Below are 12,440 nucleotides of genomic sequence, written 5' to 3' on the forward strand. Positions count from 1 at the left end.
AGGCGGGGCTGCGGGCCCTGCGTCCCGGAGGGAGGTTCGGCGGCGTCGTCGAGGCGATGCGGGCGGGCGGTCGGGTGTTCGGCCCCGCGCTCCACGGGATGATCGCTCTCTCGGGCTTCCCCGGCGGCATCGGCCGCCTGCCCCGGACGAGGAACCACCCTCCGGTGGCCGACAAAACCACCGTGCTCGGCGGCATGGTGCTGCGCGCCGGGACGAGTCTCGCCTTCGAGCAGAACCACGGGTTCGGGCGGCGCCTTGCCTACCCCGGCGGCACGGTGATCGTCGGCGAGGAGGGGGCCGTCGAACTCACCCCGTTCACCGCGCAGTCTCTCCCCGAGGGGGAGAGTCCGAGGTGGGCAGGGCCGTCGGGGCAGGGCGCCGTGCGGCCGGGCGCCGACACCGCACGCACTGCCCGGAGTCGGCCCTCAGCTCTTCTCCGGCGGTCCCGCCTCCTCGCGCCCGGGGTCGTAGCTGCTGGTGCCCTCGTCGAGGAGGGGCTCCTGGCCCTTGAGATGGGCGGGTGCCAGGGCGCGCAGTGCGTGGTACCCCGTGATGACGACGAGCGTGCCGAGGGCGATCCCGCTGAGCTCGAAGTTGTCACTGATCTTCAGACTCACGCCGCCGACGCCGATGATGATCCCCGCGGCGACGGGCACCAGGTTGAGCGGGTTGCGCAGGTCGACGTTGTTGGCCGTCCAGATCTGGGCGCCGAGCAAGCCGATCATGCCGTAGAGGATCACGGTGATGCCGCCGAGCACGCCGCCGGGGATCGCCGCGACGACGGCGCCGAACTTCGGGCAGAGGCCGAAGAGGAGCGCGAAGACCGCCGCCGCCCAGTAGGCGGCCGTCGAGTACACGCGGGTCGCCGCCATGACGCCGATGTTCTCGGAGTACGTGGTGTTGGCGGGGCCGCCGACCGAGGTCGAGACCATGCTGCCGACGCCGTCGGCGGCGATCGCGGTGCCCATCTTGTCGTCGAGCGGATCACCGGTCATCTCGCCGACCGCCTTGACGTGCCCGGTGTTCTCGGCGATGAGCGCGATCACCACGGGGAGCGCGACGAGGATCGCCGACCAACTGAAGGAGGGCCCGTGGAAGGACGGCAGCCCGAACCAGTCGGCGTCGCCGACGCCCGAGAGGTCGAGCCGCCAGTGGTCGACCGTTTCACCGGTGGCGTCCGGCGAGTGGATCTTGCCGAAGGCGCGGTCGAAGACCCAGGAGAGGAGGTAGCCGACGACGAGGCCGAGGAAGATCGCGATCCGCGACCAGAACCCGCGCAGGCAGACCACCGCGAACCCGGTGAGCAGCATCGTCAGCAGGGCCGTCCACTGGTCCTGCGGCCAGTACGTACTCGCCGTCACCGGCGCGAGGTTGAAGCCGATCAGCATCACGACGGCACCGGTGACCACCGGTGGCATCGAGACGTGGACGATGCGCGCGCCGAACGCCTTCACCGCGAGGCCGACGAGGAAGAGCACCGCCCCCACGACGAGGATCGCGCCGGTGATCGTCGCCGCGTCGCCGCCCTGGGCCCGGATCACCGCGGCGACGCCGACGAAGGAGAGGCTGCACCCGAGGTAGCTGGGGACGCGGCCGCGCGTCGCCAGCAGGAAGATCATGGTCGCGACACCGGACATCATGATCGCGAGGTTCGGGTCGAGGCCCATGAGCACGGGCGCCACGAAGCTCGCCCCGAACATGGCGACGACGTGCTGCGCCCCCAGCCCGGCGGTGCGCGGCCAGGTGAGGCGCTCGTCGGGACGGACGACCGCCCCCGGGGCCGGAACCCGTCCGTCGCCGTGCAGTTTCCAGCGCACGCCGAGTCCGCCGCTCATTCTCGCTCCTGACCGCTGTGGTTCCGTCTCGTGCCGGGGATGGCCTGGGCATATTAGTTCGGGCGCGGCAAGGGGCGAATTCCGGCCTGACCGGCACGCGTCCTGCCCGCCGATGTCTCGGCCGTGTTACCGGGGCGTCCGCGGGCAGCGCGCGTCCGGTGCGCGACCTTCGGCCCGTGTCAGCTCTGCTCTTCGGGCGCCGATTGGCGGGCTTCCGGTTCGGGCACGGCGCGCGCCGCCGTTCTTGCGTGCTGTCCGGCACCGAGCCTCCCCGCGCCGAGGACGAGGCCGAGCGCGAGCGTCGTCACCACGGCGAAGGAGGCGGAGAGCGACGTCGTCTCCGCGATCCAGCCGACGACGGCCGGCGCGGCGAGCCCGGCCGCGTAGGCGAGCGTCGCGACGCCCGCGATCGCCTGGCCCGGCGCCGCGCCGCCGAGGCGCCCCGCGGCCGCGAAGCAGAGCGGCACCACCACGGCGATGCCGACGCCGACGAGCGCGAACCCGGCTACCGCGAGCCCCGGCGTACGCGCCACGACGACGAGCCCGGCTCCGAGCGCCGCGAGCACCCCGCCGGTCCGCACCGTCCGCACCGCGCCGAACCGCGCGACGAGCGCGTCCCCCGCGAGCCGCGCCGCGGCCATCGTGCAGGCGAACGCCGTGTAGGCGGAGGCCGCGAGGCCGGGCGCGGCTCCGGTGACGTCGCGCAGGTAGATACCGGACCAGTCCATCGAGGCGCCCTCGGCGAAGACCCCGCAGAGGCCGACGGCGCCGATCGCGAGGGCACCGCGGCTCGGCAGCGCGAAGTGCGGTGGCCGCTTCGCCGGTTCGCCGTGCGGACGCGCTGCGGAACCGAGCACCCAGGACGCCGCCACCAGCGCCGCGACGGCCAACACGGGGGCCGTGAGCGCCAGATGGACGCGTGCGTCCGACTCGAAGTGCGCGGCGAGCGCGCCGACCGCGCCGCCTGCCAGCGCCCCCACGCTCCACATCCCGTGGAGGCTGGACATCACCGAACGCCCGTACCGCTCCTCGACCTTGACGCCCTGCTCGTTCATCGCGACGTCGAGGAGGCCGAGCCCGCATCCGTAGACGAAGAGCGCGCCGCAGAGCCAGCCGAGCGAGGGCGCCAGGGCCGGCAGTGCCAACCCGGCGAAGCAGAGCAGCGCGAGCCAGCGCAGCGTCGCGCGCGGTCCGAGGCGGTGGGTGAGGCCGGCGGCGAGGGGCATGGCGGCCAGGCTGCCCGCCGTCATGAAGACGAGCGCGAACCCCAACCAGCCGGGGCTGAGGACGAGATGCTCCCTGATCCACGGAACCCGTGTGGCGAAGCTCCCGCTCGCCGCACCGTGGGTGGCGAAGACGGCGGCAACCGCCCACCGGGCCCGGGCCACCTGCTCCATCCGCCGGACTCCTGCTCGTCGCCGCCCGGCGGCCGTGCGCCGCCGGGTAGTGGGGCGGCCTCGGCCGCCGAGAGGAGAGCGTTCCCAACGGGACGCCGTCCGAACCGGCGTGCGGCGCACGGCTGTCGGTCCGCTGGCAGGCTCGTCCGCCTCAGCCGCCGAGCACCGGGTAGTCGGTGTAGCCGACGGGCCCGCCGGTGTACATGGCGTACTTGCTCCGCACGGCGTTCACGGGGGCCCCGGCGCGCATCCGTTCGACGAGGTCGGGGTTGGCGAGGAACGGACGGCCGAGCGCGACGAGGTCGGCGCCCGCGCCGAGGAGCCGTTCCGCGGCCTCCCTGCCGCCGTCCGCCGGGATGCGGTCGGCCGGGAGGACAGGGTTCGCGATGAGGGTGCCCGGCCAGCCTTCGCGCAGGCGGGCGAAGAGCGGCTGCGCCGGATCGGCGAAAGCGGTGTGGAGATAGGCGAGGCCCTTGCCCGCGTTCGCCTCCAGCAGCGCCGGGTAGAGGAGGTCGGCGTCGGTGTCGTCGATGCCGTTGACGGCGTTGCCGGGGGAGATGCGCAGGCCGGTGCGGTCGGCGCCGATCGCCTCCGCGATCGCGTCGACCACCTCTGTGGTGAAGCGGATGCGGCCTTCGACGCTGCCGCCGTAGGCATCGGTGCGGTGATTGGTGTTGGGCGCGAGGAACTGGTGGAGGAGGTAACCGTTGGCGCTGTGCACCTCAACTCCCGCGAAACCGGCGTCGAGGGCACGGCGCGCGGTGGCGGCGAAGTCGCGGACGGTCTGCCGGATGTCGGTGTGCGTCATCTCCCGCGGGGTGACGGCCGGCTGGCGTCCGGTCGGCGTGACGACGGGTTCGGGGAGCGGGATCGGTGACGGGGCGAGCGGGGTCAGACCGCTGGTGTCGGGGTGGCCCACGCGCCCGCCGTGCTGGATCTGGAGGAACATCGGACCGCCGCCCGCGGCGTCTACGGCCTTGGTCACCTGCCGCCAGCCGGCGGTGTGCTCGTCGGTGTGGAGCGCGGTGATGTGGGGGTAGGTGGTGCCGACCGTGCTGGGCGTCGACGCCTCGGCGATGATCAACCCGGCGGAGGCCCGCTGCGCGTAGTACTCGGCCATAAGCGGTGTCGGGGTGCCGTCGTTCTCCGCGCGGTTGCGCGTCATCGGCGCCATGACCAGGCGGTTGGTCAATTCGTGGGCGCCGAGACGGGCGGGGGAGAGGAGTCGGGAAGGGGCTGTGTGCTCGGTCATGCGGTTACCGTAGAACTTGACGTCGATGTCAGAATCAAGCGCTGAACCGGCAGAAGGGATGTGATCTGCGCCATGCGTATCGGTGTACTGGCCAGACGCACCGGGGTGAGCGAGCGCTCTTTGCGCTACTACGAGCAGGAGGGCCTGCTCACCGCATCCCGCACCCCCGGCGGGCACCGCGAGTACGCCGAGAGTGCGGTCGACCGGGTCCGGCGGATTCAGGAGCTGTACGCGGCCGGACTGTGCAGCGTGAAGATCTCCCGGCTGCTGCCCTGCATGCGGGACAGCGACGGGGGCCCTTCCGAGACCGCCGACGCCTTCCTCGTACGCGAGTTGACTAGGGAGCGGGAGCGCATCGACCGCACGATCGAGGACCTGCAGCGCTCCCGCTCCCTCCTGGACGGGGTGATCGCCTCGGCGTCGGGGTCGCAGGAACGGAACGCGTAGAGTCCCGCTTCCGGCGGTGAACTCTCCTTGTCTCGGGCGAACGGGCTTCCGCCATCGGCGAGTTGGGAGCGGACCTGCACCGGACGGCCGTGCGGTTCGGCAGGACGTCTCTCGTCGGGTGGACGGCATCGGCATCCGGCCCGCCGAACGGTCGACGCGGGAGGAGTGACAGGTTCGCTCATCCTGCGGCAACAGACTGTCACCGTACGGAAGTCCAGCCCCGCGCCGGACGCCGCACGCGCCGCTGTCCCAACTCCGCCTCCACCGACGGAAGAGCGGGTGCCGCCGGCAGCACAGCCCTGCCGTCCCGTGCACGGAAGGCCCGCGCCCCGTGGATGGCCGTGCGTCGGTGTGGGTTGCACCGGCAGTTGCGGAACGCGCTCGTCCGCTGCTGTGAGTGAGCACACAGGGCCCGTATGTGTACCGGTGGAATCCCCGTGGCAGACTGAGCGTTGTCACATACGCAAGCGCACTCCGGGGTCGGTGAAAGTCCGAACCGGCGGTTACAGTCCGCGACCCGGCCGCTGCCAGCGGCCGGTTGACCAGGTGAGATTCCTGGACCGACGGTGAAAGTCCGGATGGGAGGCAGTGCGCGGCGGAGCGGGTCCGCCGTCCTCGACGGCGTGCTCGGGCGCCGGAATCGGTGCCGTACTCCGCCCGTCGTTCCCGCAGCGCCCCGGAGTCCATGCCGAAGAGGCAGGAGGACCCGGTGGACGCGACCACCCCGGCACCGTCCGACGGCCCGCGCGAGCCCGCAGGCTCGGCGGAGGCCGCCGCCATGCGCCGCGCCGTCGCGCTCGCCGCCCGTGGCCTCGGCTCCACCAGCCCCAACCCCGTGGTCGGCTGCGTCGTCCTCGACCGCGACGGACGCACCGTCGGAGAGGGCTGGCACCAGCGTGCAGGCGGCCCGCACGCCGAAGTCCACGCGCTCGCCGAAGCCGGTGACGACGCACGGGGCGGCACCGCGCTCGTCACTCTCGAACCCTGCAACCACACCGGCCGCACCGGGCCCTGCGCGCAGGCGCTGATCGAGGCGGGCGTCTCCCGCGTCGTCTACGCCGTGGCCGACCCCTCGCCCGTCGCGGCCGGCGGCGCCGCCACGCTGCGGGACGCGGGTGTGCACGCCGAGGGCGGCCTCCTCGCCGACGAGGCGGCGGCCGTCAACGCCGCCTGGCTCACCTCCGTTCGCCGCCAACTCCCGTACGTCACCTGGAAGTTCGCTGCCACCCTCGACGGGCGCACCGCGGCGGCCGACGGCACGAGCCGCTGGATCACCTCGTCCGAAGCCCGCGCCGACGTCCACCGGCTCCGCGCCGGGTCCGACGCCGTCCTCGTCGGCTCCGGCACGGCACGCAGCGACGACCCGCATCTCGCGGTCCGCGGCGTCCCCGGAGCCGTCCAGCCACTCCGCGTCGTCCTCGACACCGAGGGCACGGCGGTACGAGCGGAGGCCCGCGTCCTCGACGACGCGGCGCCCACGCTCGTCGCCGTCGCCGAGGACGCCGAGGCCGGCGCCCTCGCCGCCGCCGTCGAGGATTCCGGGCACCAGTTCCTCAGACTGCCCCGCACCGCAGGCGGGCTCGACCTCGATGCGCTGCTCGCCGCGCTCTTCGCGCAGGACGTGCGCCGGGTGCTGCTCGAAGGCGGCGCGGGACTCGCCGGAGCCTTCGTCGCGCAGGGCCGCGTCGACGAGATCGTCGCCTACCTCGCGCCCGCACTCCTCGGCGCCGGCCCCGCCGCCCTCGCGGACGCCGGGATCGGCACCATCGCGCAGGCCCTGCGCCTCTCGTTCGGCGAGACCGAGCACCTCGGCCCCGACCTGCGCCTCACCGCACGCCCCGCCCCCGACGCCCTCGCGCCGGAGCCCTCATCCACCGCTGCGGCCCCCGCCGTACACCCCGCCAACGAGGAGTTCTGAGTGTTCACCGGAATCGTCGAAGAACTGGGCGAAGTCACCGCCGTCGAGGCCCTGGACGCGGGCGGCGGCGCCCGCCTCCGGATGCGCGGCCCGGCCGTCACCGCCGACGCGGCGCACGGAGACTCCGTCGCGGTCAACGGCGTCTGCCTCACCGTCACCGGGCTCGCCGACGGCGAGTTCACCGCCGACGTCATCGCGGAGACCCTCGACCGCTCGGCACTCGGAACCCTCGCCGTCGGCTCCCGCGTCAACCTGGAGCGCCCGATGCGGCTCGGCGGGCGGCTCGACGGCCACCTCGTCCAGGGGCACGTCGACGGCACCGGCACCCTCGTCCGCCGCACCCCGGACGGCACGGTCGGCGTCGCGCTGCCGGCCCACCTGTCGCGGTACGTGGTGGAGAAGGGGTCGATCGCCGTCGACGGGATCAGCCTCACCGTCGTCGAGGCGGGGGCCGAGCACTTCACGGTGAGCCTCATCCCGACGACGCTCGAACTCACCACTCTCGGCGTCAAGGAGCCGGGGGACCTCGTCAACCTGGAGGTCGACGTCCTCGCCAAGTACGTCGAGCGCCTCCTCGGCGATCCGGCCGCCGCCTCCCGGCTCGGTCAGGCAGGAGCGGCGCAGTGAGCCTCCTCGACTCCCTCAACTCCCCGGCCTTCACCGCCTTCGGGCAGCAGGTGATCTGGACCGACATGATCGGCAACACCCTCGGCCTGGTCGCGCTCGCGCTCGGCTGGCGCCGCTCCCTGCTGACCTGGCCGGCCCAGCTGCTCTCCGGCGTCATCCTCGTCGCCGCCTACGCCTCGGCGCAGCTCTCGGGCGGCGTCGGCAAGCAGTTGCTCGTGATCGTCGTCGCGCTGTGGGGCTGGCGGCAGTGGCAGCGCGGCAAGCGGCAGGCGCAGGACGGTTCGCTCGCCGTGCGGTTCGCCTCCTGGCGCGAGCGGGGCGTCCTCGCCGCCGGTACCGCCGTGGGGACCGGAATCGTCGGCTGGCTCTTCGCCTCCGTGCCCGAACTCTCCTGGAACCCGTGGCCCGACGCGTACATCTTCGTCGGGACGCTCGCGGCGATGGTCGCGCAGGCGCGCGGCCTCGTGGAGTTCTGGTTCGCCTGGCTGCTCGTCGACGTCGTCGGTGTGCCGCTCGCCTTCAGCAGCGGGCTCGCCTTCTCCGGCCTCGTCTACGTCGTCTACCTCGGGCTCGTGCTGTGGGGCCTGCGCTCCTGGTGGCTGCGGACCCGTGTCCCCGCCGCGCCGCTCCCCGAGCGGACACCCGCAGCCGCTTCGGAAGGAGCCTCCGTATGAACAGCAGGACCGCACCGCGCTCGCGGACCGGTGACCCGCTCGCGGGGGAGAGCGTGCTCGATCCCGTCGAGCAGGCCGTCCGCGACATCGCGGCGGGGCTGCCCGTGGTCGTCGTCGACGACGAGGACAGGGAGAACGAGGGCGACCTCGTCGTCGCGGCCGAGCTCGTCACGCCCGAGCTCGTCGCCTTCATGATGAACGAGTGCCGCGGCCTGATCTGCACGCCGATGGCGGCCGACGACCTGGACCGGCTGGACCTGCCGCAGATGGTCGCGCACAACACCGAGTCGATGGGGACGGCCTTCACGGTCTCCGTCGACGCCTCCCACGAGCACGGCACGACCAGCGGCATCTCGGCCGCCGACCGCGCGGCGACGATACGGCTCCTCGCCGACCCGGAGGCGGCGGCAAGGGACTTCGTCAGGCCAGGGCACGTCTTCCCGCTCCGCGCCCGCGACGGCGGCGTGCTGGAGCGCACCGGGCACACCGAGGCAGGCGTCGACCTCGTCAGGCTCGCCGGGCTGCGGCCCGCCGCCGCGATCGTGGAGATCGCGGGCGAGGACGGCGCCATGCTCCGCCTGCCCGAACTGGTGCCGTTCGCACGCAAGCACGGCCTCACCCTCGTCTCCATCGCGGACCTCGCCGCCCACCGCTCCTCGCCCCACGCCGCGCCGGACGAGGCCGAGGTGCAGGAGGCGCAGGCGGCGCTGCCCGAGACCGCCGTTCCCGCGGGCGGCGTCGTCCGCGAGGCCGAGACCCGACTCCCCACCGCCCACGGCGAGTTCCGCGCCTACGGCTACCGCACGCCCGACGGCGTCGAGCACATCGCACTCGTCGCGGGGGACCCGGCAGCCGAGATCGACGAGGCCCCGCTCGTGCGCGTCCACTCCGAGTGCCTCACGGGCGACGTCTTCGCCTCCCAGCGCTGCGACTGCGGGCCCCAACTCCAGGGCTCGATGCGGCGCGTCCAGGAGGAGGGCCGCGGCGTCGTGCTCTACCTGCGCGGGCACGAGGGGCGCGGGATCGGTCTCCTCTCCAAGCTGCGGGCGTACGCGCTCCAGGAGCGCGGCCGCGACACCCTCGACGCCAACCTCGAACTCGGTCTCCCGGCCGACGCGCGGGACTACGCCTCGGCCGCCGAGATCCTCGCCGACCTCGGCGTACGCTCCCTGCGGCTGATCACCAACAACCCCGACAAGGTCGCCGCGTTGGAGGGGCACGGGCTCACCGTCACCGGCAGGGTGCCCGCGCCCGTGGCGGCCGGCGAGCACAACCTCGCCTACCTGCGCACCAAGCGCGACCGCATGGGCCACGAACTTCCCTGGCTGGAGGCCGAAGCCGTCTCCGCCTGCGGCAGCCAGTGAGCCGACAACCCGTAACCGACGGACCGACACCGAGGAGCGGCACCACGTGAGCGGCAAGGGCGCACCCGAACTGAACGTCAAGAACTGCGGAGACCTCCGGGTGGCCGTGATCGCGGCCCAGTGGCACGAGCGGGTCATGGCCGGGCTCGTCGACGGCGCGCTGCGCGCACTGCGGGAGGTCGGCATCGACGAGCCGACGCTGCTGCGGGTGCCGGGGAGCTTCGAACTCCCCGTCGTCGCCAAGGTCGTCGCCGACCGCGGGTACGACGCCGTCGTCGCGCTCGGCGTCGTCATCCAGGGCGGCACACCCCACTTCGACTACGTGTGCCAGGGCGTGACGCAGGGCCTCACCCAGGTCTCGGTCGACACCGGGGTGCCCGTCGGCTTCGGCGTCCTCACCTGCGACACCGAGGAGCAGGCGCTCGACCGCGCGGGGCTCGCCGGCTCGCACGAGGACAAGGGGTACGAGGCTGTCACGGCCGCCGTGGCCACCGCGGCGACGCTGCGTACCGTCGCGGAACCCTGGCGCCAGCCGTCCCCGCCGACCCCGTAGGCTTGGATCACCATGGCGAACAAGACATTCGAGGAGCTCTTCGCCGAGCTCCAGCAGAAGGCCGCCACCGGCGACCCGATCACCTCGCGCACCGCCGAGCTCGTCTCCCAGGGCGTCCACTCGATCGGCAAGAAAGTCGTCGAGGAGGCGGCGGAGGTGTGGATGGCCGCCGAGTACGAGGGCGGGGACCGCACGGCGGAGGAGATCTCGCAGCTCCTCTACCATCTCCAGGTGCTCATGGTCGCCAGGGGGGTCTCCCTCGACGACGTATACGCTCACCTCTGACCGCCGCCGGAACGCCTCCGGCGGCCCCGGTCAACGGGCCGCCAGGCGCACCCGTCGGCCACCGGGCGCGGCCGCCGCGCCCCGACCGCCAAGCACAGAACCGTCGAAGCAAAGGAATCCCGCCCCATGCTGCGCATCGCCGTCCCCAACAAGGGTTCACTCTCCGAGCCTGCGTCGGCGATGCTCCATGAGGCGGGCTACCGGCAGCGGACCGACCGCAAGGACCTCGTCCTCGTCGACGCGGAGAACGAGGTCGAGTTCTTCTTCCTCCGCCCCCGCGACATCGCCGTCTACGTCGGCTCTGGACGCCTCGACATCGGCATCACCGGGCGCGACCTCCTGCTGGACAGCGGCGCGCAGGCCGAGGAGATCCTCGAACTCGGCTTCGCCGGCTCGACGTTCCGGTACGCCACGCTCCCCGGCACCGCCAAGCACGTCAGCGAGTTCGGCGGCAGGACCGTGGCGACCTCCTTCTCCGGGATCGTCAGGCAGCACCTGGAGCGGGAGGGCGTCGACGCGTCCGTCGTCCACCTCGACGGCGCCGTGGAGACCGCGATCCAGCTCGGCGTCGCGGAGATCATCGCCGACGTCGTGGAGACGGGCACCACGCTCCGCAACGCCGGACTGGAGATCATCAGCGAGCCGATCCTGCACTCCGAGGCGGTGGTGATCCGCGGCCGCGGATCCGAGGCGGAGGAGGCGAAGGTACAGCAGTTCCTCCGGCGTATGCAGGGCGTCCTCGTCGCCCGCCGGTACGTGATGATGGACTACGACATCCGTGCCGAGCACCTGGAGGAGGCGGTCGCGCTCACTCCGGGCCTGGAGTCGCCGACCATCTCGCCGCTCCACGACCAGGGTTGGGTAGCCGTCCGCTCCATGGTCCGCACCAAGGAGGCCCAACGGATCATGGACGACCTCTACGAACTCGGCGCCCGCGCCATCCTCACCACCGGCATCCACGCCTGCCGGCTGTGAGTCCGGAACGCACGCCGCGAAGCACCTCCCGCACGCAACCACGCCTCGATGGGGGAAGCCGCCCATGACTGGCCCGTCACCGCAGCTGCCCGTCACGTTCCGGCCGCACCGCACCAGGGCACTGCTGCTGGCGCTCGGTCTCGCCGCGTGCGCCGTCATCGTCGTCGTCGCGCTGATGCTCGACATGAGCGGCGGACAGCGGTCCGGTTTCTTCTTCACGGCGCTCTGCTTCCTCGGGGTGCCGCTGTTCCTCGCACGGCCGCACGTCACGGCCGACGAGGGCGGCGTCACCGTCGTCAACCTCACCACCAGGCGCCGCCTGGAGTGGCCCGAGGTACTCGCCGTCCATCTTCGCAACGGCGATCCGTGGGTCTTCCTCGACCTCGCCGACGGCACGAGTCTTCCGGCGATGGGCATCCAGCCCGGCATCGCGCGCGAGCAGGCGATCCGTGACGCGAAGGCGCTGCGGGAGCTCGCCGAGCGGCACGGCGCCGCGGGCTGAGCCGGGGCCGTCCGCCGGAAGCGCGTGGTGCGGACGCCGGAGGCCGTGGCGGTCGGGGTCGAAGTACGCGTCGCATGCGGGGAGTTGGCTGCGCGCGCAACGGGACGCAGCTCGTGGGGCGCTGCTGACGGGGGAACACGGAGGGTGCGTCCCGACGCTGCGTCCGCTGCTCGGTCTCGGCGCGACGCCGCCCCGCGTCGCGGAAGAGCGAGGGCTCCGGCACCAGCGCCGGGCGCCGAACCGCCCGACGCCGTAGGCCCGTTCGGCGTCGGCACGACCAACGCACGGGCACGGGTGGCCGGTTCGCCGGTGCGGGCACAACTGCTCGCGATCCGGAGGAGGACCGTCGTACCGGATCGATTGTCGGCAGCCACGCGCATGCGCCGACGCCCGATGCAGCGTCCTCCTGACGCGGCGCCATCGGCCGGCCCGTGCCCACCGTGTCCGAGCCTCCACCATCCGCCCGGAAGCAGGAATCCGTCGTCTGGCCGGTGCGCCAGCCGCACGGCGTCGGCATCAACACCGTCGTCGTCCGTCCCGTCACCCGGGCCGTCCGACCCGGCCGTCGACACACGCGGGGGCGGTCCGCACGGCCGCCGTGCGGACCGCCC

12 protein-coding genes and 1 riboswitch are annotated in these 12,440 nt (G+C 73.1%); of the genes, 9 read left to right on the top strand and 3 right to left on the bottom strand.

From position 1 onward, the window contains the following. Positions 1-425: 425 nt before the first annotated feature. The 3 genes from UWG_RS0102105 to UWG_RS0102115 all read right to left on the bottom strand — a co-directional run bounded on the left by UWG_RS0102105 (position 426) and on the right by UWG_RS0102115 (position 4,484). Positions 426-1,835, bottom strand: coding sequence for a uracil-xanthine permease family protein (locus tag UWG_RS0102105; RefSeq protein WP_016905550.1), 1,410 nt, complete (start codon positions 1,833-1,835; stop codon positions 426-428). Positions 1,836-2,014: 179 nt separating this feature from the next. Continuing rightward, a complete protein-coding gene (locus tag UWG_RS0102110) occupies positions 2,015-3,232 on the bottom strand; it encodes an MFS transporter (RefSeq protein WP_016905551.1) in 1,218 nt (405 codons plus the stop codon). Positions 3,233-3,383: 151 nt separating this feature from the next. Further along, a complete protein-coding gene (locus tag UWG_RS0102115) occupies positions 3,384-4,484 on the bottom strand; it encodes an alkene reductase (RefSeq protein ID WP_016905552.1) in 1,101 nt (366 codons plus the stop codon). 72 nt (positions 4,485-4,556) lie between these two features. On the opposite strand from UWG_RS0102115, the gene UWG_RS0102120 reads away from it, so the two are divergent. From UWG_RS0102120 to UWG_RS0102160, 9 genes are all read left to right on the top strand, one after another. Continuing rightward, positions 4,557-4,931, top strand: a complete 375-nt coding sequence (locus tag UWG_RS0102120; protein WP_029391085.1) for a MerR family transcriptional regulator — start codon at positions 4,557-4,559, stop codon at positions 4,929-4,931. A gap of 465 nt (positions 4,932-5,396) precedes the next feature. Next, positions 5,397-5,527: riboswitch (FMN riboswitch) on the top strand. A 182-nt stretch (positions 5,528-5,709) separates the two neighbouring features. Continuing rightward, complete coding sequence (ribD, locus tag UWG_RS0102125; RefSeq protein WP_050988489.1) at positions 5,710-6,849, top strand: bifunctional diaminohydroxyphosphoribosylaminopyrimidine deaminase/5-amino-6-(5-phosphoribosylamino)uracil reductase RibD; 1,140 nt, start codon at positions 5,710-5,712, stop codon at positions 6,847-6,849. Then, positions 6,850-7,476 carry a riboflavin synthase gene (locus tag UWG_RS0102130; protein ID WP_016905555.1) on the top strand — a complete coding sequence of 209 codons (627 nt, stop codon included), beginning with the start codon at positions 6,850-6,852 and terminating at the stop codon, positions 7,474-7,476. Further along, positions 7,473-8,150 carry a nicotinamide mononucleotide transporter family protein gene (locus tag UWG_RS0102135; RefSeq protein ID WP_016905556.1) on the top strand — a complete coding sequence of 226 codons (678 nt, stop codon included), beginning with the start codon at positions 7,473-7,475 and terminating at the stop codon, positions 8,148-8,150. Before UWG_RS0102130 ends, UWG_RS0102135 begins: the two co-directional genes overlap by 4 nt. Then, a complete protein-coding gene (locus UWG_RS0102140) occupies positions 8,147-9,514 on the top strand; it encodes a bifunctional 3,4-dihydroxy-2-butanone-4-phosphate synthase/GTP cyclohydrolase II (protein ID WP_016905557.1) in 1,368 nt (455 codons plus the stop codon). Before UWG_RS0102135 ends, UWG_RS0102140 begins: the two co-directional genes overlap by 4 nt. A 46-nt stretch (positions 9,515-9,560) precedes the next feature. Next, entirely contained in the window at positions 9,561-10,067 is a 507-nt protein-coding gene (ribH, locus tag UWG_RS0102145) for a 6,7-dimethyl-8-ribityllumazine synthase (RefSeq protein WP_016905558.1), read from the top strand. Between the two features lie 12 nt (positions 10,068-10,079). Then, positions 10,080-10,352, top strand: a complete 273-nt coding sequence (locus tag UWG_RS0102150) for a phosphoribosyl-ATP diphosphatase (RefSeq protein WP_016905559.1) — start codon at positions 10,080-10,082, stop codon at positions 10,350-10,352. Positions 10,353-10,478: 126 nt separating this feature from the next. Continuing rightward, positions 10,479-11,327 carry an ATP phosphoribosyltransferase gene (hisG, locus tag UWG_RS0102155; RefSeq protein ID WP_016905560.1) on the top strand — a complete coding sequence of 283 codons (849 nt, stop codon included), beginning with the start codon at positions 10,479-10,481 and terminating at the stop codon, positions 11,325-11,327. Between the two features lie 64 nt (positions 11,328-11,391). Next, positions 11,392-11,829 (top strand): PH domain-containing protein, encoded by a 438-nt coding sequence (locus UWG_RS0102160; RefSeq protein WP_016905561.1) that lies wholly within the window; start codon positions 11,392-11,394, stop codon positions 11,827-11,829. Positions 11,830-12,440: the final 611 nt, after the last annotated feature.

The organism is Streptomyces xiaopingdaonensis, assembly GCF_000262345.1.
GTDB classification, from domain to species: domain Bacteria; phylum Actinomycetota; class Actinomycetes; order Streptomycetales; family Streptomycetaceae; genus Streptomyces; species Streptomyces xiaopingdaonensis.

What these genes read in the sequence shown, in the direction of transcription:
- UWG_RS0102105 (WP_016905550.1), bottom strand. Translation starts at nt 1,835, where the DNA reads ATGAGCGGCGGACTCGGCGTGCGCTGGAAACTGCACGGCGACGGACGG.
- UWG_RS0102110 (WP_016905551.1), bottom strand. Translation starts at nt 3,232, where the DNA reads ATGGAGCAGGTGGCCCGGGCCCGGTGGGCGGTTGCCGCCGTCTTCGCC.
- UWG_RS0102115 (WP_016905552.1), bottom strand. Translation starts at nt 4,484, where the DNA reads ATGACCGAGCACACAGCCCCTTCCCGACTCCTCTCCCCCGCCCGTCTC.
- UWG_RS0102120 (WP_029391085.1), top strand. Translation starts at nt 4,557, where the DNA reads ATGCGTATCGGTGTACTGGCCAGACGCACCGGGGTGAGCGAGCGCTCT.
- ribD (WP_050988489.1), top strand. Translation starts at nt 5,710, where the DNA reads ATGCGCCGCGCCGTCGCGCTCGCCGCCCGTGGCCTCGGCTCCACCAGC.
- UWG_RS0102140 (WP_016905557.1), top strand. Translation starts at nt 8,147, where the DNA reads ATGAACAGCAGGACCGCACCGCGCTCGCGGACCGGTGACCCGCTCGCG.
- UWG_RS0102150 (WP_016905559.1), top strand. Translation starts at nt 10,080, where the DNA reads ATGGCGAACAAGACATTCGAGGAGCTCTTCGCCGAGCTCCAGCAGAAG.
- hisG (WP_016905560.1), top strand. Translation starts at nt 10,479, where the DNA reads ATGCTGCGCATCGCCGTCCCCAACAAGGGTTCACTCTCCGAGCCTGCG.
- UWG_RS0102160 (WP_016905561.1), top strand. Translation starts at nt 11,392, where the DNA reads ATGACTGGCCCGTCACCGCAGCTGCCCGTCACGTTCCGGCCGCACCGC.